The 25,822-nt window shown below is 65.5% G+C and carries 26 protein-coding genes; 17 read left to right on the forward strand and 9 right to left on the reverse strand.

Annotation, left to right across the window (positions count from 1 at the left end):
* Positions 1–143 precede the first annotated feature (143 nt).
* The 5 genes from H3H51_RS01340 to H3H51_RS01360 all read left to right on the forward strand — a co-directional run bounded on the left by H3H51_RS01340 (position 144) and on the right by H3H51_RS01360 (position 4,201).
* Positions 144–941: a hydroxymethylpyrimidine/phosphomethylpyrimidine kinase gene (locus tag H3H51_RS01340; protein ID WP_183087220.1), complete on the forward strand. Its 798-nt coding sequence runs from the start codon at positions 144–146 to the stop codon at positions 939–941.
* A 10-nt stretch (positions 942–951) separates the two neighbouring features.
* The gene (gene thiE, locus H3H51_RS01345) at positions 952–1,584 is read left to right on the forward strand and encodes a thiamine phosphate synthase (protein ID WP_183087221.1); all 633 of its coding nucleotides are present in this window, start codon (positions 952–954) and stop codon (positions 1,582–1,584) included.
* A gap of 17 nt (positions 1,585–1,601) precedes the next feature.
* Positions 1,602–2,885: a glutamate-1-semialdehyde 2,1-aminomutase gene (hemL, locus tag H3H51_RS01350; protein ID WP_183087222.1), complete on the forward strand. Its 1,284-nt coding sequence runs from the start codon at positions 1,602–1,604 to the stop codon at positions 2,883–2,885.
* Positions 2,885–3,514 (forward strand): hypothetical protein, encoded by a 630-nt coding sequence (locus H3H51_RS01355; protein WP_183087223.1) that lies wholly within the window; start codon positions 2,885–2,887, stop codon positions 3,512–3,514. The genes hemL and H3H51_RS01355 overlap by 1 nt, the downstream gene beginning before the upstream one ends.
* Before the next feature lie 90 nt (positions 3,515–3,604).
* Positions 3,605–4,201 (forward strand): tetratricopeptide repeat protein, encoded by a 597-nt coding sequence (locus tag H3H51_RS01360; RefSeq protein WP_183087224.1) that lies wholly within the window; start codon positions 3,605–3,607, stop codon positions 4,199–4,201.
* A 10-nt stretch (positions 4,202–4,211) separates the two neighbouring features.
* Here H3H51_RS01360 and H3H51_RS01365 read toward each other — a convergent pair whose 3' ends face one another.
* Entirely contained in the window at positions 4,212–4,535 is a 324-nt protein-coding gene (locus tag H3H51_RS01365; RefSeq protein WP_183087225.1) for a DUF1820 family protein, read from the reverse strand.
* A gap of 135 nt (positions 4,536–4,670) precedes the next feature.
* On the opposite strand from H3H51_RS01365, the gene miaB reads away from it, so the two are divergent.
* The 5 genes from miaB to lnt all read left to right on the forward strand — a co-directional run bounded on the left by miaB (position 4,671) and on the right by lnt (position 10,097).
* Positions 4,671–5,999, forward strand: a complete 1,329-nt coding sequence (gene miaB, locus H3H51_RS01370) for a tRNA (N6-isopentenyl adenosine(37)-C2)-methylthiotransferase MiaB (RefSeq protein ID WP_183087226.1) — start codon at positions 4,671–4,673, stop codon at positions 5,997–5,999.
* A gap of 97 nt (positions 6,000–6,096) precedes the next feature.
* A complete protein-coding gene (locus H3H51_RS01375; protein WP_183087227.1) occupies positions 6,097–7,086 on the forward strand; it encodes a PhoH family protein in 990 nt (329 codons plus the stop codon).
* Complete coding sequence (ybeY, locus tag H3H51_RS01380; protein ID WP_183087228.1) at positions 7,079–7,537, forward strand: rRNA maturation RNase YbeY; 459 nt, start codon at positions 7,079–7,081, stop codon at positions 7,535–7,537. Before H3H51_RS01375 ends, ybeY begins: the two co-directional genes overlap by 8 nt.
* A gap of 30 nt (positions 7,538–7,567) precedes the next feature.
* Positions 7,568–8,407 carry an HlyC/CorC family transporter gene (locus H3H51_RS01385; RefSeq protein ID WP_183087229.1) on the forward strand — a complete coding sequence of 280 codons (840 nt, stop codon included), beginning with the start codon at positions 7,568–7,570 and terminating at the stop codon, positions 8,405–8,407.
* 148 nt (positions 8,408–8,555) lie between these two features.
* Positions 8,556–10,097, forward strand: coding sequence for an apolipoprotein N-acyltransferase (lnt, locus tag H3H51_RS01390; RefSeq protein WP_183087230.1), 1,542 nt, complete (start codon positions 8,556–8,558; stop codon positions 10,095–10,097).
* Positions 10,098–10,099: 2 nt separating this feature from the next.
* Here the strand turns inward: lnt and H3H51_RS01395 are convergent, their stop codons facing one another.
* A complete protein-coding gene (locus H3H51_RS01395) occupies positions 10,100–10,861 on the reverse strand; it encodes a YdcF family protein (protein ID WP_183087231.1) in 762 nt (253 codons plus the stop codon).
* A 35-nt stretch (positions 10,862–10,896) separates the two neighbouring features.
* Positions 10,897–11,340 (reverse strand): hypothetical protein, encoded by a 444-nt coding sequence (locus tag H3H51_RS01400; protein WP_183087232.1) that lies wholly within the window; start codon positions 11,338–11,340, stop codon positions 10,897–10,899.
* Between the two features lie 374 nt (positions 11,341–11,714).
* Here H3H51_RS01400 and leuS point away from each other — a divergent pair, with 374 nt between their 5' ends.
* The 5 genes from leuS (at position 11,715) to H3H51_RS01425 (ending at position 17,711) form a co-directional block, all read left to right on the forward strand.
* Positions 11,715–14,327, forward strand: a complete 2,613-nt coding sequence (leuS, locus tag H3H51_RS01405; protein WP_183087233.1) for a leucine--tRNA ligase — start codon at positions 11,715–11,717, stop codon at positions 14,325–14,327.
* A 73-nt stretch (positions 14,328–14,400) separates the two neighbouring features.
* Positions 14,401–15,012: an LPS-assembly lipoprotein LptE gene (locus H3H51_RS01410; protein ID WP_183087234.1), complete on the forward strand. Its 612-nt coding sequence runs from the start codon at positions 14,401–14,403 to the stop codon at positions 15,010–15,012.
* Between the two features lie 73 nt (positions 15,013–15,085).
* Positions 15,086–16,120 carry a DNA polymerase III subunit delta gene (gene holA, locus H3H51_RS01415; protein WP_183087235.1) on the forward strand — a complete coding sequence of 345 codons (1,035 nt, stop codon included), beginning with the start codon at positions 15,086–15,088 and terminating at the stop codon, positions 16,118–16,120.
* 78 nt (positions 16,121–16,198) lie between these two features.
* A complete protein-coding gene (gene arfA, locus H3H51_RS01420) occupies positions 16,199–16,357 on the forward strand; it encodes an alternative ribosome rescue factor ArfA (protein ID WP_183087236.1) in 159 nt (52 codons plus the stop codon).
* A 55-nt stretch (positions 16,358–16,412) separates the two neighbouring features.
* Positions 16,413–17,711: a lytic murein transglycosylase gene (locus H3H51_RS01425; protein WP_183087237.1), complete on the forward strand. Its 1,299-nt coding sequence runs from the start codon at positions 16,413–16,415 to the stop codon at positions 17,709–17,711.
* Positions 17,712–17,718: 7 nt separating this feature from the next.
* Here the strand turns inward: H3H51_RS01425 and H3H51_RS01430 are convergent, their stop codons facing one another.
* Positions 17,719–18,606, reverse strand: coding sequence for a DNA-3-methyladenine glycosylase 2 (locus H3H51_RS01430; protein ID WP_183087238.1), 888 nt, complete (start codon positions 18,604–18,606; stop codon positions 17,719–17,721).
* 136 nt (positions 18,607–18,742) lie between these two features.
* Here H3H51_RS01430 and H3H51_RS01435 point away from each other — a divergent pair, with 136 nt between their 5' ends.
* Both H3H51_RS01435 and lipA read left to right on the forward strand, forming a co-directional pair.
* Positions 18,743–20,059: a methyl-accepting chemotaxis protein gene (locus tag H3H51_RS01435; protein WP_183087239.1), complete on the forward strand. Its 1,317-nt coding sequence runs from the start codon at positions 18,743–18,745 to the stop codon at positions 20,057–20,059.
* Between the two features lie 169 nt (positions 20,060–20,228).
* Positions 20,229–21,281 carry a lipoyl synthase gene (lipA, locus tag H3H51_RS01440; protein ID WP_183087240.1) on the forward strand — a complete coding sequence of 351 codons (1,053 nt, stop codon included), beginning with the start codon at positions 20,229–20,231 and terminating at the stop codon, positions 21,279–21,281.
* 262 nt (positions 21,282–21,543) lie between these two features.
* Here lipA and lipB read toward each other — a convergent pair whose 3' ends face one another.
* The 5 genes from lipB to mltB form a co-directional block, all read right to left on the reverse strand.
* Positions 21,544–22,161, reverse strand: coding sequence for a lipoyl(octanoyl) transferase LipB (gene lipB / locus H3H51_RS01445; RefSeq protein WP_183087241.1), 618 nt, complete (start codon positions 22,159–22,161; stop codon positions 21,544–21,546).
* On the reverse strand, positions 22,161–22,439 hold the full coding sequence (locus H3H51_RS01450) for a DUF493 domain-containing protein (protein ID WP_183087242.1): 279 nt from the start codon (positions 22,437–22,439) through the stop codon (positions 22,161–22,163). Before H3H51_RS01450 ends, lipB begins: the two co-directional genes overlap by 1 nt.
* Before the next feature lie 128 nt (positions 22,440–22,567).
* The gene (locus H3H51_RS01455; RefSeq protein WP_183087243.1) at positions 22,568–23,746 is read right to left on the reverse strand and encodes a D-alanyl-D-alanine carboxypeptidase family protein; all 1,179 of its coding nucleotides are present in this window, start codon (positions 23,744–23,746) and stop codon (positions 22,568–22,570) included.
* Positions 23,747–23,848: 102 nt separating this feature from the next.
* Positions 23,849–24,856 carry a septal ring lytic transglycosylase RlpA family protein gene (locus tag H3H51_RS01460; RefSeq protein ID WP_183087244.1) on the reverse strand — a complete coding sequence of 336 codons (1,008 nt, stop codon included), beginning with the start codon at positions 24,854–24,856 and terminating at the stop codon, positions 23,849–23,851.
* Positions 24,853–25,806 carry a lytic murein transglycosylase B gene (gene mltB / locus H3H51_RS01465; protein WP_183088003.1) on the reverse strand — a complete coding sequence of 318 codons (954 nt, stop codon included), beginning with the start codon at positions 25,804–25,806 and terminating at the stop codon, positions 24,853–24,855. Before mltB ends, H3H51_RS01460 begins: the two co-directional genes overlap by 4 nt.
* Positions 25,807–25,822: the final 16 nt, after the last annotated feature.

Genomic DNA, 25,822 nt, shown 5'->3' on the forward strand with positions numbered 1-25,822 from the left:
CCTCTCGCGCAGGGTGTGTCGCAGCGTCCATAGTTCTAATTGCGGCACTCTAGCACAGCGCCCGGCGAGTAAAAGCCGCCCACTGCGACAAGTTTTTCGCCCCCGTTTGGGCGCTCTGCCGGCAAGTGGTAAGCTCGCCCGCCATGAACAGACACAACTCCCGCCCCGTCGTCCTCTGCCTGTCCGGTCACGATCCATCTGGTGGTGCCGGCCTGCAGGCGGACATCGAAGCCCTGCTCGCCCAGGGCTGCCACGCCGCCCCCGCCGTCACGGCGCTGACCGTGCAGGACACGGTCAACGTCGCCGACTTCCGCGTCCTCGACCGCGAGTGGGTGCTGGCCCAGGCCCACGCGATCATTGCTGACCTGCCGGTGGCCGCCGTCAAGCTGGGCATGCTCGGCTCGGTGCAGATGGTCGATACGGTCGTCGAGATCATGCAGCTGCTGCCGGGCATCCCGCTGGTCTGCGACCCGGTGCTGCGCGCCGGCGGTGGCGGCTCGCTGGGCAAGGACGACGTCGGTTACGCCATGCGCGAGCGCCTGCTGCCGGTCGCCGCCATCGCCACGCCGAACCTGCCGGAAGCGCGCATCCTCGCCGAACTGCCGAACGGCACGGCCGACGAATGCGCCGAGAAGCTGCTGCCGAAGATCCAGCACCTGCTGATCACCGGCGGCCACGGCGACGAATCCGAAGTGCACAACCGCCTGTACTCGCGTGACGGCAGCCGCCACACCTTCACCTGCCAGCGCCTGCCCGGCAGCTACCACGGCTCCGGCTGCACCCTGGCCAGCACCCTGGCCGGTCGCCTGGCCCTGGGCGAGGAACTGAGCAGCGCCGTGCGCTCCGCCCTGGACTACACCTGGCGCACCCTGCGTGACGCCGAGCAACCGGGTCGCGGCCAGTTCGTGCCGCGCCGTCTGCCGCTGGATTTCTCGCTATGAAGAGCTGCCTGTGAAGAAGCTGCGTGGCCTGTACGCCATCACCGACAGCCAACTGCTCGCTGACGGCAAGCTGCTGCCTTATGTGGAAGCAGCGCTGAAAGGTGGCACGCGCCTGCTGCAGTACCGCGACAAGTCCGACGACAGCGCCCGCCGCCTGCGCGAGGCCGAAGCCCTGCGCGAGCTGTGCAGCCAGTACGGCGCCGAGTTTATCATCAACGATGACGCCGAACTGGCTGCCCGCCTCGGCGTTGGCCTGCACCTGGGCCAGGGCGACGGCTCGCTGGCCGCCGCCCGCGCCCTGCTCGGGCGCCAGGCGATCATCGGCGCCACCTGCCATGCCGAGCTGGAACTGGCCGCCACCGCCAGTCGCGAAGGCGCCAGCTACCTGGCCTTCGGCCGCTTCTTCAACTCCAACACCAAACCCGGCGCCCCTGCGGCCACGCCCGACCTGCTGGCCCATGCGCGGGCGCATTTCAATGTGCCGTTGGTGGCCATCGGCGGCATCACCCTGGACAACGCCGGCTCGCTGATCACCGCCGGCGCCGACCTGCTGGCCGTGATCCACGCCCTGTTTTCCGCCCCCTCCGCCGCCGAGGTGGAGCGGCGCGCACGCGCGTTCAGCGTGCTGTTCCCGTCATCCTGATTCGAGAGAGACCTGCCATGTCCCGTTCCGAAACCCTGTTCGCCAACGCGCAGAAACACATCCCCGGCGGCGTCAACTCGCCCGTGCGCGCCTTCAAGAGCGTCGGCGGCACCCCGCTGTTCTTCAAGCATGCCGAAGGCGCCTACGTCACCGATGAAGACGACAAACGCTACGTCGACTACGTCGGCTCCTGGGGCCCGATGATCCTCGGCCACGGCCACCCGGACGTGCTCGACGCGGTGCGCAACCAGTTGCAGCACGGCCTGTCCTACGGCGCACCGACCGCCATGGAAACCGAGATGGCCGACCTGGTGTGCAGCCTGGTGCCGTCCATGGAGATGGTGCGCATGGTCAGTTCCGGCACCGAGGCGACCATGAGCGCCATCCGCCTGGCCCGCGGCTACACCGGCCGCGATGCGATCATCAAGTTTGAAGGCTGCTACCACGGGCACTCCGACAGCCTGCTGGTGAAAGCCGGCTCCGGCCTGCTGACCCAGGGCGTGCCGAGCTCGGCGGGCGTACCGGCGGACTTCGCCAAACACACCCTGACCCTGCCGTTCAACGACCTGGCCGCAGTCGAGCAGATGCTCAGCGAAGTCGGTAAGACCGTCGCCTGCATCATCGTCGAGCCCGTGGCCGGCAACATGAACTGCGTACCGCCAGCGCCGGGCTTCCTCGAAGGCCTGCGCGAGCAGTGCGACAAGCACGGCGTGGTGCTGATCTTCGACGAAGTGATGACCGGCTTCCGCGTCGCCCTCGGCGGTGCCCAGGCGCACTACGGCGTGACCCCGGACCTGTCGACCTTCGGCAAGATCGTCGGCGGCGGCATGCCGGTTGGCTGCTTCGGCGGCAAGCGCGCGATCATGGGCTGCATCGCCCCGCTCGGCCCGGTCTACCAGGCCGGCACCCTGTCGGGTAACCCGCTGGCCATGGCCGCCGGCCTGACCACCCTCAAGTTGATCAGCCGCCCGGGCTTCCACGCCGAACTGACCGACTACACCAGCCGCATGCTGGCCGGCCTGCAGGCGCTTGCCGATGCCGCTGGCATTCCCTTCGTCACCACCCAGGCCGGCGGCATGTTCGGCCTGTACTTCAGCGGTGCCGACGACATCGTCACCTTCGACGACGTGATGGCCAGCGATGCCGAGCGCTTCAAGCAGTTCTTCCATCTGATGCTGGACGGCGGCGTGTACCTGGCACCGAGCGCCTTCGAGGCCGGCTTCACCTCCATCGCCCACGGCGAGGCCGAGCTGAAGCTGACCCTCGACGCCGCCGAACGCGCCTTCGCCCAGCTCAAGTGATGCAGTACAGCACCGCGTTCAGCGATGGCGTATTGGTGCTGGCCTGCCTGGCCAGCGCCTGGGTGCTGCGCCGCGCCTTCCAGGGCCAGGCCTTGCAGCGCGCACTGTTGCTCGGCTTCGGCCTGCCCGCTCTCGCCGCGTTCTGCGGGGTAATGCGCTATGCCATCGACCCGGGCTGGGGCCCGCAGCACAGCGCGTTCAGCCAGATGAGCAGCTACCTGGGCCTGCCTCTGCTGGGCTTGGCTGCCACCAGCCTGAGCCTGGGCAAGACCTGGAGCCGGGCAACCGGCACCCTGGCGGTGCTGGGACTGGTCGGCTTTCTGCTGGCAGCCCAATGGCTGCAGGTCGAGCCGACCTATCGCCTGCTGCTGAACCTGCTCACCCTGCTGCTGATTGCTTTTGCCGGCCTACGTCACTGGCAACGTCTCGGCCCGCCGGCGGCCGCGCTGGCGGTGGTCGGGCTATTTGCTGTCGCCGGCCTGGTCGTCGGCACCCAGGGTTTTATCGGCCCGTTGCGGCGCGTCGACCTGTTTCATGCCCTGCTGACCCTCGCCTATCCGCTGCTGGCCTGGCTGCTACTGAGCCTGCGCACCGATGCCAGAGCGGAAATACGAGTAAAGACTTTGTAAGGACGCCCCGGCTTATCACATAATGTGACGGCCGGCGCGTTTCGCCGGCCGGGCCAACCCCCGTCGGTTTCGCGAGGCGCACTGATTCCCATGAAATGCTCCGGCCGCGCCCTGCTCCTGGGCTGCCTGCTGCTCATTTCCCCCCTGCTGGCTCAAGCGGGCGGCAACTCGTTGCTGATCCCCGCCACCGGCCGTTGCTCGCTGAACACCCTTCCCGAAGACCTGCCCCAAGCCCTCAGCGCCTGCCAGCAGACCGCCCAACAAGGCGATGCCGCCGCGCAATACGAGCTGGGCGAGTTCTACTACGACGGCCAGCGCACCGAGCGCGACCTGCCCCAGGCGCTGCACTGGTTCGAGCAGGCCTCGCTGCAAGGCAACGCCCAGGCGCAGCTGCGCCTCGGCACCATGTTCCTCAAGGGCGAAGGCGTGCCGGCCAACAACGTGCAGGCTTATATCGTGCTGAAGATGGCCGCGGTGAACGGCTCGGATGAGGCCATGGACAGTGCCGACCAGGTCGCCACGCACATGGGCCGGGAAGAGATGGAAGTTGCCAGTCAGGTGCTCGGGCAGATTTTCCGCGATTACCTGCTGGACTTGCAGAACATCGACAGCAGTGGCCCCAGCTTCACGCCGGGATCGAGCCAGGGCTCGGGTTTCTCCCCGCAGGCTCCGGCCTTCGCGCCCTAATCCAGACCTTTTACTTGTCCGGCATCGGCATGGGGAACGGCATCACGTTGCCGCCACCCTTGGCTTCGCTGATCTTCGGCGTACCCAGGCGCTCGACTTCATCGATGCGCACGATCGCATGCATGGGCACGAAGCTGCGCACCACGCCTTCGAACTGCGCCTTGAGCTTCTCTTCGCTAGGGTCGACCACCACCTGGGTGCGTTCGCCGAAGACGAACTCCTCCACTTCCAGGAAGCCCCACAGATCGCTTTGGTAGATCTGCTTGGCGTACATCTCGTACACCTGGCCCTGATTGAGGAAAATCACCTTGTAGATCGGTTCGCGCTTGCTCATGAGTCTCGGGGGAAAAGACGAGGGGAAATTGGAAGGGCGCGGATCATAGCATAGCCGCTCAACCGGCAAGCCTAGGAAGCACGCCGCGTGCACCCTATAATGCGCGGTCCTGACGAATCACCCGACGAAGTACAGATGGCCAAGAAGCTCTATATCGAAACCCACGGTTGCCAGATGAACGAGTACGACAGCTCGCGCATGGTCGACCTGCTGGGCGAACATCAGGCCCTGGAAGTCACGGAGAACCCGGCAGAAGCCGACGTGATCCTCCTCAATACCTGCTCGATCCGCGAAAAAGCCCAGGACCGCGTGTTCTCGCAACTGGGCCGCTGGCGCGAGCTGAAGCTGGAAAACCCTGACCTGGTGATCGGCGTCGGCGGTTGCGTGGCCAGCCAGGAAGGCGCTGCCATCCGCGACCGCGCGCCCTATGTCGACGTGGTCTTTGGTCCGCAGACCCTGCACCGCCTGCCGGAAATGATCGACGCTGCGCGCTCAACCAAGGTTGCCCAGGTCGATATCAGCTTCCCCGAAATCGAGAAATTCGACCGCCTGCCCGAGCCGCGCATCGACGGCCCCAGCGCCTTCGTCTCGATCATGGAAGGCTGCAGCAAGTACTGCACGTTCTGCGTCGTACCCTACACCCGCGGTGAAGAAGTCAGCCGCCCGCTGGATGACGTACTGGCGGAGATCATCCACCTCGCCGAACACGGCGTGAAGGAAGTCACCCTGCTCGGCCAGAACGTCAACGGCTACCGCGGCGACAACCGCGACGGGGGCATTACCGACTTCGCCGAACTGCTCTACCTGGTCGCCGCCATCGACGGCATCGAACGCATTCGCTACACCACCAGCCACCCGCTGGAGTTCTCCGATGCGCTGATCCAGGCCCACGCGGAAATTCCCGAACTGGTGCGCCACCTGCACCTGCCGGTGCAATCCGGCTCTGACCGAGTGCTGGCAGCGATGAAGCGCAACCACACTGCACTGGAATACAAGTCGCGCATCCGCAAGCTCAAGGCGGCAGTGCCGGACATCCTGATCAGCTCGGACTTCATCGTCGGCTTCCCCGGCGAGACCGAAAAGGACTTCGAGCAGACCATGAAGCTGATCGAAGATGTCGGCTTCGACTTCTCCTACTCCTTCGTCTACAGCTCGCGCCCCGGCACCCCGGCCGCCGACCTGAGCGACGATACTGCGCAGGAAACCAAGCGCGAACGCCTGGCGCGCCTGCAGCACAAAATCAGCCAGCAGGGCTTCGAGAACAGCCGACGCATGGTCGGCACCGTCCAGCGCATCCTGGTCAGCGACTACTCGAAGAAGGACCCGGGCATGCTCCAGGGCCGCACCGAGGCCAATCGCATCGTCAATTTCAGCTGCACCAATCCGAGCCTGATCGGCCAGTTCGTCGACGTACACATCGACGGCGCCCTGCCGCACTCCCTGCGCGGCAGCCTGATCGACTAATGGCTAACCTTTCCTCGCGCCACCGAACTTTCACCCTCGGCCGCGCGGGGTTATTCTTCGACCATCACCCCAGCCGACTGGCGGCCACCACACCACTTTGAACGCACCCATAGAGCCACATCGTTTCATCCTCGAACCCTTCGAAGCACGCCGCTTCGCCAACCTCTGCGGGCAATTCGACGAGCACCTGCGCCTGATCGAACAGCGCCTGGCCATCGAGATCCGCAACCGCGGCAACCAGTTCGAACTGGTCGGTGAGCCTCAGCACACCCTCTCCGCGGAAAACCTCCTGCGCCGCCTGTACCGCGAGACCAAGAGCGCCGAGCTATCGCCCGACCTGGTCCACCTGTTCCTGCAGGAATCCGGCCTCGAAGAGCTGAACAGCAACCCGCGCGCCGATGGCGGCGTCACCCTGCGCACGCGCAAGGGCGTGATCAAGCCGCGCGGCACCAACCAGCAGCGCTACGTGAAGTCGATCTTCGACAACGACATCAACTTCGGCGTCGGCCCGGCCGGTACCGGCAAGACCTACCTCGCCGTGGCCTGCGCAGTGGATGCCCTGGAGCGCGAGCAGGTGCGACGCATCCTGCTGGTACGCCCGGCGGTCGAGGCCGGCGAAAAGCTCGGCTTCCTGCCCGGCGACCTGGCGCAGAAGATCGACCCCTACCTGCGCCCGCTGTACGACGCGCTCTATGAAATGCTCGGCTTCGAACAGGTCGCCAAGCTGATCGAGAAGCAGGTGATCGAGATCGCCCCGCTGGCCTACATGCGCGGCCGAACCCTTAACAACAGCTTCATCATTCTCGACGAAAGTCAGAACACCACCCTCGAGCAGATGAAGATGTTCCTCACCCGGATCGGCTTCGGCTCCACCGCCGTGATCACCGGCGACATCACCCAGGTCGACCTGCCACGCGGCACCAAATCCGGGCTGGCGCATGTGATCGAAGTGCTGCGCGACGTGCCGGGCATCAGCTTCACCCACTTCAAGCCCAAGGACGTGGTGCGCCACCCCCTGGTGCAGCGCATCGTCGAAGCCTATGAGCGCTTCGAGGGCCGCGAGGACAAGGCGCCCAGCGATGCTTGAACTCGACCTGCAGAACGCCTCGAGCGCCGCCGAACTGCCGAGCGAAGAACAGCTGCGCCGCTGGTGCGAACTGGCCCTGCGCCAGCGCACCGCAGACTCCGAGCTGACCATTCGCCTGGTCGATGAAGAGGAAGGCCGCGAGCTGAACCGCACCTGGCGGCACAAGGACTACGCCACCAACGTGCTGTCCTTCCCAGCCGATGTACCGGACGGCCTGCTCGACATCCCACTGCTCGGCGACCTGGTGATCTGCGTACCGGTGGTCGAGCGCGAAGCCGCTGAGCAAGCCAAGACCCGCGAGGCGCACTGGGCGCACCTGGTCATGCACGGCTGCCTGCACCTGCTCGGCTATGACCACATAGACGACGCCGAAGCCGAAGAGATGGAAACCCTGGAACGGGAATTGCTGGCTGAACTGGGTCATCCCGACCCGTACGCCGCCGATGAATAACTTGCCAAAGAAGGCCCTGAGAAACACACCATGAGCGAAGACCGATCGAGCACCGAGCAAAAGTCCTGGTTCAACAAACTGACCCAAGCTTTTGCTCATGAGCCGAGAAACCGTCAGGAACTGCTGGAGGTGCTGCGCGAAGCCCACCAGAACAAGCTGCTCGACAGCGAGGCCCTGACCATTGTCGAAGGCGCGATCCAGGTCGCCGACCTGCAAGTTCGCGACATCATGGTTCCGCGTTCGCAGATGATCAGCATCAAGGCCGCGCATGCTCCGCAAGAATTTCTCCCGGCGATCATCGACTCCGCCCACTCGCGCTACCCGGTGATCGGTGAAAGCATCGACGAAGTCATCGGCATCCTGCTGGCCAAGGATCTGCTGCCGCTGATCCTGGAAAACGGCAGCAAGCCATTCAACGTCCGCGACCTGCTGCGCCCGGCGACCTTCGTGCCGGAGTCCAAACGCCTCAACGTGCTGCTGCGCGAGTTCCGCGCCAACCACAACCACATGGCCGTGGTCATCGACGAATACGGCGGCGTGGCTGGCCTGGTGACCATCGAGGACGTGCTCGAACAGATCGTCGGCGACATCGAAGACGAGCATGACGTCGAGTCCGACAGCTACATCAAGCCGCTGCCCAGCGGTGACTTCCTGATCAAGGCACTGACGCCCATCGACAGCTTCAACGAGGCCTTCGACACCGAGTTCTCCGACGACGAGTTCGACACCGTCGGCGGCCTGGTGATGAATGCCTTCGGCCACCTGCCCAAGCGCAACGAAGTGACCGAGATAGGCGAATACCGCTTCCGCGTGCTCAACGCCGACAGCCGCCGCGTGCACCTGCTGCGCCTGACCCCGCTGGAGCGCTAGCGCCCTCTGTTGTAGGAGCCAGCTTGCTGGCGATCCGTGCCACCCTGCACACAATGATCGCCAGCAAGCTGGCTCCTACACACACGCCTTCACCCCCGCGCCAATCCGCTCTACGCTTGCCGCTCTTCAATCCAAGGACTTGCACACGATGCATTGGATCACCCGCTCCGGCTGGCCGGGCAATCTGCTGGCACTGGCCGCTGGCGCCAGCACCACCCTGGCACTCGCCCCGTTCGACATCTGGCCGCTGGCTATCCTGTCCATCGCCCTGTTCTACCTCGGCCTGCGCCAGGTCAATCCACGCCAGGCCCTGGCGCGCGGCTGGTGCTATGGCTTCGGCCTGTTCCTCGCCGGCACCAGCTGGATCTACGTCAGCATCCACGACTACGGCGCCGCCTCGATGCCACTGGCGGCCTTTCTCACCGCCGGGTTCTGCGCCGGCATCGCATTGTTCTTCGCCCTGCCGGCCTGGATCTGGGCCCGCTGGCTGCGCCGCGGGCAGGCGCCCGTGGCCGACGCCCTGAGCTTCGCCGCGCTGTGGCTGGCCCAGGAAGCCTTTCGCGGCTGGTTCCTCACCGGTTTCCCCTGGCTCTACGCTGGCTACAGCCAACTGCACGGCCCGCTGGCCCACCTGGCGCCGCTCGGCGGCATGTGGCTGATCTCCCTGAGCCTGGCTCTCAGCGCGGCGCTGCTGGTCAACCTGCCGCGCCTGCGCACGCACAAGCCGCAGCTGCTGGGCGCCATCGCCCTGCTGCTGGCGCCGTGGCTGGTCAGCCTGGCACTTGGCGAACACCCCTGGACCCAGACCAAGGGCGCACCGCTGAAAGTGGCCGTGATGCAAGGCAACGTCGAGCAGAACCTCAAATGGGACCCTGCCCAGCTGCAAGCCCAACTGGAGCTGTACCGCGACATGACCCTGCGCAGCCAGCCCGCCGACCTGATCGTCTGGCCGGAAACCGCCGTACCGGTACTCAAGGAGTTCGCCGAAGGCTATCTGCAGTTCATGGGCCGCATCGCCCAGGAACGCCAGGCGGCGCTGATTAGCGGCGTGCCTATCCGCCAGGTCAACGAGCAGGGCGAGAAGCGCTACTACAACGGCATCACTGTGGTCGGCGACGGCAGTGGCATCTACCTCAAGCAGAAACTGGTGCCATTCGGCGAGTACGTGCCGTTGCAGGAAGTCTTGCGTGGCCTGATCGCCTTCTTCGACCTGCCGATGTCCGACTTCGCCCGCGGCCCCGCCGACCAGCAACTGCTGCAAGCCAAGGGCCTGCAGATTGCGCCGTTCATCTGCTACGAAGTGGTCTACCCGGAATTTGCCGCCGGCCTGGCCGCACGCAGCGACCTGCTGCTGACGGTGAGCAACGACACCTGGTTCGGCACCTCGATCGGCCCCCTGCAACACCTGCAGATGGCGCAGATGCGCGCCCTGGAAGCCGGCCGCTGGATGATCCGCGCGACCAACAATGGCGTCACTGCGCTGATCGACCCGCAAGGCCGCATCACCACGCAGATCCCGCAGTTCCAGCAGGGCACGCTGTACGGTGAGGTGCAACCGATGCAGGGCCTGACGCCTTATCTGCAATGGCGCGCCTGGCCGCTGGTGGTGCTGTGCAGCCTGTTGCTGGGCTGGGCCTTTGTCGCGCACCGCCGGGCGGCACGCACAACCGCCAACCTGCAAGCCGCCTGAGTTCAGCGATAGAGCAGCGGGTAGAGTGCCTGCCCCAGCGCCTCGTTGAGCAGGCGCGTGCTCTGCCACAGCGCCTTGCCCTCCGGCAGCCAACCGCCCAGCGGACGGGCGTTGGCCACGCCGAGAAAGCCCAACGGCGCCGCCACCACGTCCAGTCCCTGGCGCTCGAAACACCAGAGCGCCCGCGGCATATGCGCCGCCTGGGTTACCAGCACCACGCGACGGATACCCTGCTCGCGCAGTAGCGCCGCACTGTATTCGGCGTTCTCCCAGGTGGTGCGACTGCGCTCCTCCTGCCAACGGGTCGGCACCGAGAAATCACGCTGCAGCACCTCAGCCATCATCGCCGCCTCGCTGGGCGGCTGGTCGTAGTGCAGGCCGCCACTCATCATCAGCGGCAGGCCCGAGGCGCGATGCAGCCGCGCCGCATAGCGCAGGCGCTCCAGTGCAGTGGCGCTCGGTTGATCGCTGCCCCAGGCCGGATCGGCCTCCTCGCGCCCGGAACCTATCACCACGATCACCTCGGCGCGCTGCGCCAGTTGCGGCCATTGCGCCTCGACCAGAGCCGGCTCGCGCTCCAGCCAGCGCGCCGCCTGCTCGACCACCACCGGCAGGCTCATCAGCCACAGCCCGCCAAGCCCGAGCAGCAGGCACAGCGCCGCCAGGCTCGGGCGCCGCGACCAGCACAGCCAGGCCAGCAAAATCAGCAGGAAAAAACCGCCAGGCGGCAGGATCAGTTGTTTGAGGAAGAAACGCAGTTCCATGGGCACCTCCGAGTGCCCGGCAGACTACCGCGCGTTCAGTGCGGCGGGCCAGCGCGAAACAGCTTGGAACCACACGCCAGGCACGGCAGCACGCCTTCACCCGGCTGCCACTGCGCCGTGCTGCCGCACAAGGCGCAACACAACTGCTGACGGCGCTTGAGCGGTGCACGCCGGCCGACGGTACGTGGCGACACCTTGAACGTCTGCCGCGAAGACTTGCTCGCCCCTGCCGGCAGTTGCTCGATCAGCGCCAGCTCTTCGGCCGCCGCATGCCAGCCGCGCAGCCAGTGCAGGTCACGATCCAGGTAGGCGCGCACCAGCTCCAGCTCGGCCGGGGTCAGGCCATGCAGTTCCAGTTCAGTGGGGGGCGCGTCACGCAGGCGGCTGGCGGTGTCTGCTTCCTCGAGCGCCAGAGCGAGTCGCTGCAACAGCCGCTCATAGAGCCCGCCCTTCTCCTCCGCACGCCGCAACTCTGCCATCCATCACCTCTGTCGAGCGCATCGAACCCGCCCTTAGAGCCTTTCACGGTCTCACACGCTGAAGATCAGCCGAGGAAACGCCATTGATGAGCGATGAATGTGCATGACCCGCGCTGCATTCATCTCCGGGTAGCGCCAAAGCGCACCAGCCGTCTGCGGCTGGCAGGCCCGCCGCCAACGCCGCGCGCGAGACGCGCAACGGGCCTGGGCGAGCCCTTTAAAGGCAAGCTTAGCGCCCACCACAGCAGCGACTGCGCGCCGCGACAAACGGCGGCCGGCCGCGCCGCGTGGCGCAATCAGGGTTTCCCTGAATCCGGGGGGGTCATGTATGCTACGGCGTTTCTCGCAAGCCCTCATTCCCAGCGCCGAAGCCCATGCACGAACAGTATCAGCCCCGCGAAATCGAAGCCGCCGCGCAGTCCCACTGGGACTCGCAGAAATCCTTTGTAGTGAGCGAACAGCCAGGCAAGGAAACCTTCTATTGCCTGTCGATGTTCCCCTACCCGAGCGGCAAGCTGCACATGGGTCACGTGCGCAACTACACCATCGGTGACGTGATCGCCCGCTACCAGCGTATGCAGGGCAAGAACGTGCTGCAGCCGATGGGTTGGGATGCCTTCGGCATGCCGGCAGAAAACGCCGCGATGAAGAACAAGGTCGCGCCGGCCAAGTGGACCTACGAAAACATCGCCTACATGAAGAGCCAGCTGCAATCGCTGGGCCTTGCGGTGGACTGGACCCGCGAAGTCACCACCTGCAAGCCGGACTACTACCGCTGGGAACAGTGGCTGTTCACCAAGCTGTTCGAGAAGGGCGTGATCTACCGCAAGAACGGTACCGTCAACTGGGACCCGGTCGACCAGACCGTACTGGCCAACGAGCAGGTCATCGACGGCCGCGGCTGGCGTTCCGGCGCGCTGATCGAGAAGCGCGAAATCCCCATGTACTACTTCAAGATCACCGCCTACGCGGATGAGCTGCTGAGTAGCCTGGACGAACTCGATGGCTGGCCGGAACAGGTCAAGACCATGCAGCGCAACTGGATCGGCAAGAGCTTTGGCGCCGACATCGAGCTCGACTACGACACCGCCAGCATCGGCGTCGAAGGCCGAATGAAGGTCTACACCACCCGCCCCGACACCCTGATGGGCGCCACCTACGTCGCCGTGGCTGCCGAGCACCCGCTGTCGCAGCGCGCCGCCGAGAGCAATCCGGCCATCGCCGCGTTCATCGCCGAATGCAAGGCCGGCTCCGTGGCCGAGGCCGACATGGCCACCATGGAGAAGAAAGGCCTGGCCACCGGCCAGTTCGTCATCCACCCGCTGACCGGCGACAAGCTGCCGGTGTTCGTCGCCAACTACGTGTTGTGGGGCTACGGCGAAGGCGCGGTGATGGGCGTGCCGTCCCATGACGAGCGCGACTTCGCGTTTGCCAACAAGTACGCCCTGCCAATCATTCAGGTGTATGCCGCCGAAGGCCAAACCTACAGCACCACCGAGTGGCAGGAGTGGTACGGCGACAAGACCAGCCTGACCACCGTCAACTCCGGCAAGTACGACGGCAAGAATTTCACCGAAGCCTTCGACGCCATAGTCGCCGACCTCGAAGCCTGCGCCCACGGCGCACGCAAGACCCAGTTCCGCCTGCGCGACTGGGGCATCAGCCGCCAGCGCTATTGGGGCTGCCCGATCCCGATCATCCACTGCGACGCCTGTGGCGACGTGCCGGTGCCGGAAGACCAGCTGCCGGTCGTCCTGCCCGAAGACGTGGTGCCGGATGGCGCCGGCTCTCCGCTGGCACGCATGCCGGAGTTCTACAGCTGCACCTGCCCGAAATGCGGCGCTGCAGCCAAGCGCGAAACCGACACCATGGACACCTTCGTCGAGTCGTCCTGGTACTACGCCCGCTACGCCTCGCCGCAATACACCGGCGGCATGGTCGACCCGGCTGCCGCCAACCACTGGCTGCCAGTAGACCAGTACATCGGCGGTATCGAACACGCCATCCTGCACCTGCTCTACGCGCGCTTCTTCCACAAGCTGATGCGTGACGAAGGCCTGGTCACCTCGAACGAGCCGTTCAAGAACCTGCTGACCCAGGGCATGGTCGTCGCCGAGACCTACTACCGCACGCTGGATAACGGCGGCAAGGACTGGTTCAACCCGGCCGATGTCGAAGTCGAGCGCGACGCCAAAGCCAAGGTCATCGGCGCCAAGCTGAAGAGCGACGGCCTGCCGGTGGAAATCGGCGGCACCGAGAAGATGTCCAAGTCGAAGAACAACGGCGTCGACCCGCAGTCGATGATCGATCAGTTCGGTGCGGACACCTGCCGCCTGTTCATGATGTTCGCCTCGCCGCCCGACATGAGCTGCGAATGGTCCGACTCCGGCATCGAAGGCGCCAACCGCTTCCTGCGCCGCGTCTGGCGCCTGGCCCACAGCCATGTCAGCGCAGGCCTGCCAGGCCCGCTGGATGTCGCTTCGCTGTCCGACGAGCAGAAGATCGTACGCCGCGCCATCCACCTGGCCATCAAGCAGGCCAGCAACGACGTCGGCCAACACCACAAATTCAACACCGCCATCGCCCAGGTGATGACGCTGATGAACGTGCTGGAAAAAGCCGCGACCACCAGCGACCAGGACCGCGCCCTGCTGCAGGAAGGTCTGCAAGCCGTGGCCCTGCTGCTGGCCCCGATCACCCCGCACATCTGCCATGAACTGTGGCAGCAGCTGGGTAAGAACGGCGCCGTCATCGACGCGCAGTGGCCGCAGGTCGACGAGTCCGCCCTGGTGCAGGACAGCCTGACCCTGGTCATCCAGGTCAACGGCAAGCTGCGCGGCCAGATCGAAGTGCCGGCCAGCGCCAGCCGCGAGGAAGTCGAAGCCGCCGCCCGCGCCAACGAAAACGTGGTGCGCTTCACCGAAGGCGTGACCATCCGCAAGGTCATCGTGGTGCCGGGCAAGCTGGTCAACATCGTAGCCAATTGAAACAGTCGCCAACTGATTTAAGCTCGGCGCCATGCCTGCATGGCGCCGTGACTCTCCAAGGGGATACAAGAGAATGATGAAACGGAATCTGATGGTAATCGGCCTGGCTGCCCTGCTCAGCGCCTGCGGCTTCCAGCTGCGCGGTACCGGCACTGCCGACTTCGCCCTCAAGGAAATCGACCTGCAGGCGCGCGATGCCTATGGCGAAACCGCCAAGCAGCTGGAAAAACTGCTGGAGAACAGCGGCGTCAACGTGCACGCCGGCGCGCCGTACAAGCTGGTCCTGGCCAAGGAACAAGAAACCAAGCGCACCGCCAGCTACACCGGCAGCGCCCGCAGCGCCGAATACGAGCTGCACAGCCAGATCGACTACGAGATCCGTGGCGTGAAGGACATCCTGCTGCTCAATGACAGCCTCGACGTGCAGAGCACCTACGTGCAGGACGACAACAACCTGATCGGCTCCGACCAGGAATCCGCCCAGGCCCGCGAAGAAATGCGCCGCGAGCTGGTACAACAACTGTCCATGCGCCTGCAGCAACTGACCCCGGCCCAGCTCGAGCAGCTGCAGCAGGAAGCCGAAGCCAAGGCCCAGGCCGAAGCGGAAGCCGAAGCCGCCGCCCGCCGCGCCGAACAGGAATCGGCACCGCTGCAGTCGCCGGTTCAGCTGCCGATCAGCCAGTAAGCAGACAAAGGGCCGGGTAACCGGCCCTTTTCGCAAGCGATGACAGTCGATCCGCGATGAAACTCGGTTCTCTATGAAACTGAATCCCGCCCAACTCGGCAAACACCTGCAAGGCACGCTCGCCCCGGTCTACGTGATCAGCGGCGACGAAGCCCTGCTGTGCCAGGAAGCCGCCGACGCCATCCGCGCCGCCACCCGCGACCAGGGCTTCAGCGAGCGCGAGGTGTTCCACGCCGAAGCCAACTTCGACTGGGGCCTGCTCTATGAAGCCGGCGCCAGCTTGTCGCTGTTCGCCGAGAAGCGCGTGATCGAACTGCGCATCGCCAACGGCAAGCCCGGCGACAAGGGCACTGCGGCGATCCTCGAATACCTGGAGCGCCCGCCGGAAGACACCCTGCTGCTGATCAGCCTGCCCAAGCTCGACGGCAGCACGCAGAAGACCAAGTGGGCCAAGGCCCTGATCGACGGCCCGCACAGCCAGTTCCTGCAGATCTGGCCGGTGGACGCGGCCCAGCTGCCACAGTGGATTCGCCAGCGCCTGTCGCAAGCCGGCATGAGCGCCAGCCAGGAAGCCCTGGAGCTGATCGCCGCGCGTGTGGAAGGCAACCTGCTGGCCGCCGCCCAGGAAATCGAGAAGCTCAAACTGCTCGCCGACGGCAACCAGATCGACGCCAGCACCGTGCAGGCCGCGGTGGCCGACAGTGCGCGCTATGACGTGTTCGGCCTGATCGACGCCGTGCTGGGTGGCGACGGCGCCCATGCCCTGCGCATGCTCGAAGGCCTGCGCGGCGAAGGCGTGGAAGTGCTGTTCATCCTGGTCATGCTCGCCCGCGAGCTGCGCCAACTGGCCGGCATCGCCCAGCAATACAGCCAGGGCATTCCGCTGGACAAGGCGTTCGCCGCCGCCCGCCCGCCGGTGTGGGACAAACGCAAGCCGCTGGTCAGCAAGGCCCTGCAACGCCACAGCGCGGCGCGCTGGAACCAGTTGCTGCTTGACGCCCAGCGCATCGACGCGCAAGTCAAAGGCCAGGCCCCTGGCGACGCCTGGAGCAGCCTGTCGCGCCTGGCCCTGCTGATGGCCGGTCAGCGCCTGCCGCTGAGCGAATAGCCCCTCACTGGACATTTTCTGAGCAGCGGCGCATTCTCCGCGCGCCCGCATGTCGCGGGCCCCACGCGAGGACATGCCATGGCCAAGAATGCCAAGCACCGGCCGAACAAGGCCAAATCCCTGATTGCCCAGCCACTGTTCCGTTGCCGACAGGAACAGGCGAAGAAAGGCAAAGGCAGCTACCGCCGCGAAGCCTCCCAGCAAAACTGGGAGGCTTCCTGCTTTATGGCCGCCTGAAAACACCTCGACATGCTAAGGTCGCGGTCTGTTTGGCAAGACCGAGATACCCGCAATGCTCCACCTAGCCGCCCACAGCCGCCTGTGCAGCCTGCTCGCCGCCAGCGCCCTGCTCCTCGGTGCCTGCGCCGAAACCCCAACGCCCGACGCCACTACCGCTCCCGCTGCCCGTAGCACGCCCGCCCTGCCGAGCACCCCGCGCCCGCCGGCCAGAGCCGCCACCCCAGCCCCGCAGCCGGCCTTCGCCAGCTTCGCCGAGTGGCGCAGCAGTTTCCGCATCAAAGCCCTCAACGCCGGCATTCCTGCCGAGCTGTTCGACCGTGCCTTCGCCGGGGTCAAACCGGACCAGACCGTGGTCGATGCCGACCGCAGCCAACCCGAATTCACCCGCCCGGTGTGGGAATACCTGGAAGGCGCTACCTCGCCGATCCGCGTGCGCAAGGGCCAGGCCCTACTGGTCGAACACAGCACCACCCTGGCGGCTATCGAGCAGCGCTATGGCGTCGACCGCGAAGTGCTGGTGGCGATCTGGGGCATGGAGAGCAGCTTTGGCCAGTTCATGGGCGACAAGTCGGTGATCCGCTCGCTCGCCACCCTGGCCTATGAAGGCCGCCGCTCGCAGTTCGCCGAAGACCAGCTGCTGGCCGCCCTGCAGATCCTCCAGCATGGCGACACCAACCCCAGCGGCATGCTCGGCTCCTGGTCCGGCGCCATGGGCCAGACCCAGTTCATCCCGACTACCTACATGACTCACGCGGTGGACTTCGACGGTGACGGCCGCCGCGACATCTGGACGTCCAGCGCCGACGCCCTGGCCTCGGCCGCCCACTACCTGCAAGCCTCGGGCTGGCAGAAGGGCCGCCCGTGGGGCTTCGAAGTCGCCCTGCCGAGCGGCTTCGACTACGCCCTGGCCGACACCGAAGTGCGCAAGACCTACGCCGAGTGGGCCAGCTTCGGGGTAAAAGGCACGCCAGCCAACGTGGCACCCGGCGACAGCGCTTACCTGTTGCTGCCGGCCGGCCATCGTGGCCCGGCGTTCCTGGTGTTCGCCAACTTCCGCGCGATCCTCAAGTACAACAACTCCTCGTCCTACGCCCTGGCGGTCGGCCTGCTCAGCCAGCGCTTCGACGGGGGCGGCCAGGTCAGCGGCCAGTGGCCGCGCGACGAGCGCCCGCTCAGCCGCAGCGACCGCATTGCCTTGCAGGAAGGGCTGGCAGCGCGTGGCTACAACCCCGGCGCGGCCGACAGCATCATCGGCGCCAATACCCGCCGCGCCATTCGCGCCTTCCAGCAGAGCCTGGGCTGGCCGGCCGACGGCTACCCGACCCAGGAACTGCTCAAGCAACTGCGCTGAACTGCTCCTACACGGCGGGCAACGCCCAGAGGTGCGCCGCCACCAGCGCCCGCCAGGGCGCGAAAGGCAGCAGCCAGTCGCGCACGAACGGCTGACTGAGCTTTTCTTCCGCGCCCAGCAACCGCTGCAACTGCCGACGCACGGCGACATCGCCGTGCAACGAGCCGTCCAACCGGGCGAAGCCACGCAGCAAGGCGTAATCCACCGTCCACGGCCCGATCCCGCGCAGTGCCAGCAGACGCTCGCCGATCAACTCGGCCGGCGCCTCGTCCAGCCACTGCTCTAACGGCAGGTTGCCGGCCACGATCTCGCGACTGAGCAGCAGCAAGGTCTGGGTCTTGGCCTGGGAGAAACCGGCCTGGCGCAATTGCTGCTCATCCAGCGCGGCGACCGCCGGCGCATCCGGGTAGCACAGCAGGCCGCTGGAGTGAGCTTGGCCGGCCAGCTGGAGCAGCTTGCGGCGCAGGGAAATCGCCACCGCCAGGCTGATCTGCTGGCCGCAGATGGCCCAGCTCAGCGCCTCGAACGGCGTACTCGACTGCGGCACGCGCAGGCCCGGAGTAGCGGCGATCAACCGGCCCAGCTGCGGGTGCGCGCAATACGCCTGCTCGAACCGCTCGACCGCCTGGGTCAGCCCCAGCATGTGCCGCACCAGGCGCTGCAGGCCTGCCGTATCGTCGGCGACCTGGCCATCCACCTGCAGCGTCACCTGCGCCTGCCCCGCGACGAAACGAATGCCCAGCCGGGCCGGCAGCCCTTGCCAGAGGATGCCCTTGTCCAGGCCATCGTCCACGACCCGCTCCGCCACGGCTTGCCGATCGCGGTGATGGAAGGCCAACAGGTCGGCAACCCGATAATCGGCAGGCAGTGGCAGGGCAAGTTCGATTCGCGACATCGGGCTCTCGCAGGGCGCAGAGAAAGTAGTTAGCTGGAGACTACACTGCAGGGGCTGTGGTTTTTCCGCTGGCGGCCGATCACTAGAAACATGCCCTACGGACGTATCAGATTTTCTGCACAGAGGTGACTTGCAGATGTTCAACAACAAGCTGAAAGAAGAAGCCGCCCAGCTGCGCGAGGAGCTCGCCAGCATGCGCCAGATCAGAGACTCCATCTACAGCGAGATGCTGGTGCTGGAGCTGGAACCCGAGGGGCGCGTGCGCTACGCCAACGACCACATGCTCCAGGCCCTGCACTACCGCCGCGAGCAACTAGTCGGCCAGCATCTGGACGCACTCATCCCGCCGTCCTTCCATAGCCACCCCAACCATCCGCTCATCCAGGCCGCGCTACGCAACCGCGAACACTGGAGCGGCGCCTTCCGCCTGCTGCGCGGTGATGGGCGCGAAGCCTGGCTGCGCGCCATCTGGCAGCCGGTCAACAACAGCGCCGGGCAACTCCAGTACTACACCCTCTGCGCCAACGACCTGACCGAAACCATCGAGACCGCCAAGGAGCACGCCGGGCTAATCGACGCCCTGCTGCGCTCAACCGCCGTCATCGAGTTCAACCTGGCCGGCGAAGTGTTGACCGCCAACGAGCGCTTCCTCGGCGGCATGGGCTATCGCCTGGAGCAGATAGTCGGCAAACACCACCGCCAGTTCTGCGAGCCGGAAGAATACAACTCGCAGGAGTACCGAGACTTCTGGGCGCGGCTGAACCGTGGCGAGTTCGTTGCCGGGCGCTTCAAGCGGGTCGACAGCCACGGCCGTGTCGTCTGGCTGGAGGCCTCCTACAACCCGGTGATGGATGCCCACAACCGCCTGCACAAGGTGGTCAAGTTCGCCACCGTGATCACCGACCAGATCAATCAGGAAGAGGCTGTGGCCGAGGCGGCGAACATCGCCTACAGCATCTCCCAGCACACCGACGACAGCGCCGACAAGGGCGCCGCCGTGGTGCGCCAGACCGTGGATGTGATGCAACGCATCGCCAACCAGGTGCAGGAGGCCAGCGACGGCATCGAGGCCCTGGGCAAGCAGTCGCAACTGATCAGCACCATCATGCAGACCATCCGCGGCATCGCCGACCAGACCAACCTGCTGGCGCTCAACGCCGCCATCGAGGCGGCACGGGCCGGCGAGCAGGGTCGCGGGTTCGCCGTGGTCGCCGACGAGGTGCGCCAGTTGGCGGGGCGCACCAGCCAGGCCACCGAGGAAATCGTCGACGTGGTGCAGAAGAACCAGACCCTGGCCCAGGCCGCGGTTACCAGCATGTCCAGCAGCCGCCAGCAGGCTGAGCAGGGCCTGAGCCTGGCCAACGAGGCGGGCGCGGTGATTGTCGAGATTCAGGAGGGGGCCAAGCAGGTGGTCAAGGCCGTGGAGCAGTTCGCCAGCCAACTCAAGACCTGACGCCGCACTTATCCGCAAAGCGTTGGCGGCCGGCGCCCGCCTGGTAGCCGGTGTACCGCATCCAGCCCTGCGCCGACAGGCGCTGGCCGCCGCTGCAGGTCGCCTATGGTAGACTGCGCACCGGCCAAAAGCCCCGCAACCGAAGCCTCCTACCGGAGCCGAGATTTCGATGTCCGACACAGCCCCGCCCAAGCCCGTATCCAGCGGCGAAAAATTCCGCACCGCCCAAGGCATCACCGCGATCAAGGATGGCCAGAAGCGTCGCGCTTCGGCCGAACCGCAGATCGTCGAACCCAAGCCAAGCTGGCTGCGGGTCAAGGCGCCGAGCGGCAGCCGCTTCGAAGCGGTCAAACGCAACGTCGGCGAGCATCGCCTGAGCACCGTCTGCCAGGAATCCCACTGCCCGAACATGGGCGAGTGCTGGTCCAACGGCACCGCCACCATCATGCTGATGGGCTCGGTCTGCACCCGTGCCTGCCGCTTCTGCGCGGTCGACACCGGCAACCCGAATGGCTGGCTGGACCTGGAAGAACCGCACAACACCGCCAAGTCGGTGGAGCTGATGGGCCTGCGCTACATCGTGCTGACCTCGGTGGACCGCGATGACCTGCCCGACGGCGGCGCCGCTCACTACGCCGCCTGCGTGCAGGCGATCAAGGCCAATACCCCGCAGGTGGTGGTAGAGGCACTGACGCCGGACTTCGACGGCGATCACCAGGCCATCGCCCGTGTGGTGGACTCCGGCCTTGAGGTCTTCGCGCAGAACGTCGAGACGGTCAAGCGCCTGACCCATGAGGTGCGCGATCCGCGCGCCGGTTACGAGAAGACCCTGCGGGTACTGGAGCACGCCAAGCGCCATCGCCCGACGATCATCACCAAGACCAGCCTGATGCTGGGCCTGGGCGAGACCGACGAGGAAATCCTGGAAACCATGGATGACCTGCGCGCCATCGGCGTCGACATCCTCACCCTCGGCCAATACCTGCAACCGACGCGCAACCACCTGAAGGTACAGCGCTGGGTCAGCCCCGAGGAGTTCAACCGCTTCCGTGACATCGGCCTGGAAAAAGGCTTCATGGAAGTCGCCGCCGGCCCGCTGGTACGCTCCAGCTACCGTGCCGACCGGGTGTTCGAGAAGAACAACCTGGGCCTGGCAGCTGCCGTCCCGGTACCCGGCCAGCAGCAGGACGAGAACCTGATTCCGGCCTTCAACCTGAACTGATCCAAAGAGCTGGAATCGGCACTGGAAGGCTGCACGCTCTAGAGACGATGCCCACATGCCCCTCAGAACCTGTTCAAAGTCTCGCGAGCTAGAGCCAGGCTAGGCGCAACGACCAGCGGGAGTAACAGCCGCAGGCTGGCCCGAAGGGTGAGCGCCAGCGAATCAAACAGGCGAGGATGCGGAGTTTACGAGTTGTAAATGAGCAGTCCGAGCCTGTTTTTAACGACGCATGGCCGACGCGCAGCAGACTTTGGACAGGTTCTCAGACGTAACCCAGACGCTCGCGCAGGGCACGCTCCAGGCGTTGCGCCACCTCGTCGAGCGAGGGCGGGGTGTCGAGCTGACCCCTGAGCTGGATCATCTTCAAGCCGGTGTAACCGCAAGGGTTGATGCGCTGGAACGGTGACATGTCCATGTCGACGTTCAGCGCCAGGCCGTGGAATGAGCAGCCATTGCGCACCCGCAGGCCCAACGAGGCGATCTTGTCACCATTGACGTAGACACCCGGGGCGTCAGCCTTCGGCGCTGCCTCGACGCCATAGCTGGCCAGCACATCCACCAACGCCCGCTCCATGGCGGTCACCAGCTCGCGCACCCCCAACCCCTGACGACGCAGATTGAGCATCAGGTAGGCCACCAGTTGGCCGGGGCCATGGTAAGTGACCTGGCCACCCCGCTCGACCTGGACCACCGGGATATCACCCGGAGCCAGCAGATGCTCGGCTTTACCGGCCTGGCCCTGGGTGAACACCTGCGGATGCTGCAGCAGCCAGATTTCGTCGGGGGTCTGCTCATCCCGCTCAGCGGTGAAGCTGCGCATGGCTTCCAGCGTTGGCAGGTACTCCACCAACCCCAGGTGACGCACGACGAGCGCTGCCACTAGAGCACCATGTGCACGCGGCCGGTGGCTTTCAGGTCGACATGGATCGCCTGCAGCTGCTCCACACCGGTGGCGGTGATCAGCACCTGCACGGAGAGGAAACGGCCATTGCGGCTGTCGCGCACCACCAGGCTGGTCGAGTCGAAGCCCGGCGCATGGCGCTGCATCACTTCGATCACCAGATCAGTGAAACCCTCGCCCGCCTCGCCGATCACCTTGATCGGGTAGCGTTCGCAGGGGAATTCGATTTTCGGGGCTTGTACGTCGGTATCGGTCATGGCGGTCACTCCGGACTTATGGCCCGTGAGAATGCAGAACGCCCCGGTACGGGGCGTCCATGGGAGTCGTCGATTCAGCCTGAAAATTGGGGCTGGGGCCCCGGATTTTCAAGGCCGTGCAGCGACACTCAGTTGAACATTCCGTAGAAGAACAGACGAATGCTATCCCACAGGCGGCGGAAGAAACCACCCTCTTCCACCGGCTCCAGGGCCACCAGGTCGGCGCTGTGGACCACTTCGTCACCCAGCTTGACCTCGACCTTGCCGATCACGTCACCCTGCTTGAGCGGGGCTTGCAGTTGCGGGTTGAGGGTCATCGCGGCCTTGAGCTGCTTGATCTGGCCCTTCGGCAGGGTCAGGGTCAGGTCCTCGGTCAGACCGGCCTTGACCTGGCGGGTCAGGCCTTTCCAGACGGTGGCCTGGGTCAGCTCTTCACCCTTCTTGTAAAAGGTCTGGCTCTCGAAGAAGCGGAAGCCGTAGGTCAGCAGCTTTTGTGTCTCGGCAGCACGGGCCTGCTCGTTGGCAGTACCGAACACGGCAGTGATCATCCGTGCGCCTTCACGCACGGCGGAGGCCACCAGGCAGAACCCGGCTTCGGCGGTGTGGCCGGTTTTCAGGCCGTCGACGGTCTTGTCGCGCCACAGCAGCAGGTTGCGGTTACCCTGCTTGATGTTGTTCCAGTAGAACTCTTTCTGCGAGTAGATCGCATAGTGCGCCGCGTCTTCGTTGATGATCGCGCGCGCCAGGATCGCCATGTCGTGGGCACTGGAATAGTGCTCGGGATCCGGCAGGCCGGTGGCGTTCATGAAGTGCGAGTTCTTCATGCCGAGCGTCGCGGCCGTCTCGTTCATCATGTCGGCGAAGGCGTCTTCACTGCCGGCGATGTATTCGGCCAGGGCGATGCTGGCGTCGTTGCCGGACTGGATGATGATGCCGTGCAGCAGGTCATCGACCTTAACCTGGCTGTTCAGCGGCAGGAACATGGTGGAGCCGCCGGAAGCCGCGCCACCGGCGCGCCAGGCGTGCTCGCTGACGTTCACCAGGTCTTGCTCGCCGATCTTGCCCTTGCGGATCTCCAGGGTGGCGATGTAGGCGGTCATCAGCTTGGTCAGGCTGGCCGGCGGCAGGCGCTGGTCGCCGTTGTTCTCGACCAGCACCTTGCCACTGGCAGCATCCAGCAGCACGTAGGATTTGGCAGCCAGTTGCGGCGGGGACGGGATCATCTGGTCCTGGGCGGCCTGGGCGAGCGGCGCAGTGATCAGCAGGGCGAACAGGGAAAGGCGTTTGGCAAAGCGGGAGATATTCATCCGTCTCTCTGAAATAGCTATTCAACAATGGCACAGGCGAATCTGCATTCGCCTGCATTCCCCACCCACCCGCGACAACGCGGGCCAGTGGACGAAAAAGGTCTAGTCCGGCCGCACCAGGGTCGGCTGACCGAGGTTGGCCAGGCGCACGCTGTCTTGCAGCTGCTGCGCCTCACCCGGCGTTCCGATCGGCCCCAGGCGCACTCGATGCAGGATCTGCTGGTTGCGCACCACCGAGCTGATAAACGCCTTGGCAGGTACTGTCTGGCTCAACTTCTCCTTGAGAAGTTCCGCAGCGTCCGGGTTGGCGAAGGCGCCCACCTGGAGATACAGGCCAGATGCTGCGACTGAATCGTTTTTTTTTGCGTCGATCTGCACCGGCACCACGGCCGCAGCATGCTGCTCCGGTGGCGGGGTGTACTGTTCGACCGGCTGCACCGTGGCCAGCGATTGCGCCTGCGGCTGGGCCACAGTGGTGGCGGCCATTTTCGGCTGCGCCAGCACCATCGGTACCGGGCGACCCTGCTGGGCCCACCACTCATGCGGATCGATGCCCTCGACCTTGACCCGCGCAGTACCGCTCTCGGCATAGCCGAGCTTCTTCGCCGCAGCGAAGGACAGGTCGATGACCCGGTCGGAGTAGAACGGGCCGCGGTCGTTGACCCGCACGATCACACTCTTACCGTTCTCCAGGTTGGTCACCCGCACATAGCTGGGCAACGGCAGGGTCTTGTGCGCGGCGGTCATGCCGTACAGGTCATAGGCCTCGCCGTTGGCGGTGGCCTGGCCGTGGAACTTGGTGCCGTACCAGGACGCGGTACCCAGCACGCTATAGCGCCGGGCATCGTTCATCGGGTAGTAGGTCTTGCCCAGAACCGTGTAAGGGTTGGCCTTGTAAGCGCCGTAGTGCGGCATCGGCACAGCATCGGGGATGCGCGACACGTCGACGTCCCACCAGGGCGCGCCGTCGCGGTGCGGGCGATTGAAGTCGCTCGGCCCGGAAATCGGCTGCGAACCTGGCGCCACCGGTTGCGGTACGCGGCTGGTGGAGCAACTGGCGATAGCCAGGCCAAGCGCCATGAAGGCCGCGCCGCGCAGGGTACGCTTCATTGCACGCCTCGCTTGGCGAGCAATTCACCGGACAACTGATGCACGGCCATCGCATACATGGCGCTGCGGTTGTAGCGGGTGATGACGAAGAAGTTGGGCAGGCCCATCCAGTACTCCTCGCCGTCGGCGCCATCGAAGCGGAAGGCGGTGACCGGCACGTCATCGCGCAGCACATCGGCGCTGGACCAGCCCAGGGCACGCAGCTGGCCGACGTTCTTCACCGGGTCGAGGCCGACGGTCAGGCCGCTGTCGACCTGCTCGCCCTTGACCTGGGCACGGCTGACCACCGACCCACCGCTGACCCAGCCGTGACGCTTGAAGTAGCTGGCGACGCTGCCGATGGCGTCCACCGGGTTGTTCCAGATATCGATATGGCCGTCACCGTCGAAGTCCACGGCGTAGGCGCGGAAGCTACCCGGCATGAACTGCGGCAGGCCCATGGCGCCGGCGTAGGAGCCCTTGAGGCTGAGCGGATCGACCTGCTGCTCGCGGGACAGGATGAGGAACTCCCGGAGCTGCTGGCAGAAGAATTCGGCACGTGGCGGATAGTCGAAGCACAGGGTCGACAGCGCATCCAATACGCGCCAGCTACCGGTGTTGCCGCCGTAGAAGGTTTCCACGCCGATGATCGCGACGATCACCTGAGCCGGCACGCCATATTCCTTCTCGGCGCGTGCCAGGGCCTCGGCATGCTGATTCCAGAAGCTCACACCCTTGCTGATGCGCGCCTCGGTGATGAAGATCGGGCGGTATTCCTTCCACGGCTTGACCCGCTCGGCCGGACGCGAAATGGCGTCGAGGATCGCCTGCTTGCGCTCCACCTGATTGAACAGCACGGTCAGCTGCTCACCAGCGAAACCGTAATCGCGGGTCATCTCGGCAACGAACTCGGCCACTCTGGGCGAGCCTTCGTAGTCCCCGGCAACGGCAACCGCACTCTGTCCCAGCATGCCAGCCAGGCCAACC

This window comes from Aquipseudomonas ullengensis (assembly GCF_014174475.1).
In the GTDB taxonomy this organism is placed as follows: Bacteria; Pseudomonadota; Gammaproteobacteria; order Pseudomonadales; family Pseudomonadaceae; genus Aquipseudomonas; species Aquipseudomonas ullengensis.

What these genes read in the sequence shown, in the direction of transcription:
- mltB (WP_183088003.1), bottom strand. Translation starts at nt 25,806, where the DNA reads ATGCTGGGACAGAGTGCGGTTGCCGTTGCCGGGGACTACGAAGGCTCG.
- H3H51_RS01460 (WP_183087244.1), bottom strand. Translation starts at nt 24,856, where the DNA reads ATGAAGCGTACCCTGCGCGGCGCGGCCTTCATGGCGCTTGGCCTGGCT.
- lnt (WP_183087230.1), top strand. Translation starts at nt 8,556, where the DNA reads ATGCATTGGATCACCCGCTCCGGCTGGCCGGGCAATCTGCTGGCACTG.
- H3H51_RS01400 (WP_183087232.1), bottom strand. Translation starts at nt 11,340, where the DNA reads ATGGCAGAGTTGCGGCGTGCGGAGGAGAAGGGCGGGCTCTATGAGCGG.
- arfA (WP_183087236.1), top strand. Translation starts at nt 16,199, where the DNA reads ATGGCCAAGAATGCCAAGCACCGGCCGAACAAGGCCAAATCCCTGATT.
- lipA (WP_183087240.1), top strand. Translation starts at nt 20,229, where the DNA reads ATGTCCGACACAGCCCCGCCCAAGCCCGTATCCAGCGGCGAAAAATTC.
- H3H51_RS01430 (WP_183087238.1), bottom strand. Translation starts at nt 18,606, where the DNA reads ATGTCGCGAATCGAACTTGCCCTGCCACTGCCTGCCGATTATCGGGTT.
- ybeY (WP_183087228.1), top strand. Translation starts at nt 7,079, where the DNA reads ATGCTTGAACTCGACCTGCAGAACGCCTCGAGCGCCGCCGAACTGCCG.
- H3H51_RS01385 (WP_183087229.1), top strand. Translation starts at nt 7,568, where the DNA reads ATGAGCGAAGACCGATCGAGCACCGAGCAAAAGTCCTGGTTCAACAAA.
- hemL (WP_183087222.1), top strand. Translation starts at nt 1,602, where the DNA reads ATGTCCCGTTCCGAAACCCTGTTCGCCAACGCGCAGAAACACATCCCC.
- leuS (WP_183087233.1), top strand. Translation starts at nt 11,715, where the DNA reads ATGCACGAACAGTATCAGCCCCGCGAAATCGAAGCCGCCGCGCAGTCC.
- holA (WP_183087235.1), top strand. Translation starts at nt 15,086, where the DNA reads ATGAAACTGAATCCCGCCCAACTCGGCAAACACCTGCAAGGCACGCTC.
- H3H51_RS01340 (WP_183087220.1), top strand. Translation starts at nt 144, where the DNA reads ATGAACAGACACAACTCCCGCCCCGTCGTCCTCTGCCTGTCCGGTCAC.
- H3H51_RS01395 (WP_183087231.1), bottom strand. Translation starts at nt 10,861, where the DNA reads ATGGAACTGCGTTTCTTCCTCAAACAACTGATCCTGCCGCCTGGCGGT.
- H3H51_RS01365 (WP_183087225.1), bottom strand. Translation starts at nt 4,535, where the DNA reads ATGAGCAAGCGCGAACCGATCTACAAGGTGATTTTCCTCAATCAGGGC.
- H3H51_RS01455 (WP_183087243.1), bottom strand. Translation starts at nt 23,746, where the DNA reads ATGAATATCTCCCGCTTTGCCAAACGCCTTTCCCTGTTCGCCCTGCTG.
- miaB (WP_183087226.1), top strand. Translation starts at nt 4,671, where the DNA reads ATGGCCAAGAAGCTCTATATCGAAACCCACGGTTGCCAGATGAACGAG.
- H3H51_RS01410 (WP_183087234.1), top strand. Translation starts at nt 14,401, where the DNA reads ATGATGAAACGGAATCTGATGGTAATCGGCCTGGCTGCCCTGCTCAGC.
- H3H51_RS01360 (WP_183087224.1), top strand. Translation starts at nt 3,605, where the DNA reads ATGAAATGCTCCGGCCGCGCCCTGCTCCTGGGCTGCCTGCTGCTCATT.
- H3H51_RS01450 (WP_183087242.1), bottom strand. Translation starts at nt 22,439, where the DNA reads ATGACCGATACCGACGTACAAGCCCCGAAAATCGAATTCCCCTGCGAA.
- H3H51_RS01435 (WP_183087239.1), top strand. Translation starts at nt 18,743, where the DNA reads ATGTTCAACAACAAGCTGAAAGAAGAAGCCGCCCAGCTGCGCGAGGAG.
- H3H51_RS01355 (WP_183087223.1), top strand. Translation starts at nt 2,885, where the DNA reads ATGCAGTACAGCACCGCGTTCAGCGATGGCGTATTGGTGCTGGCCTGC.
- H3H51_RS01425 (WP_183087237.1), top strand. Translation starts at nt 16,413, where the DNA reads ATGCTCCACCTAGCCGCCCACAGCCGCCTGTGCAGCCTGCTCGCCGCC.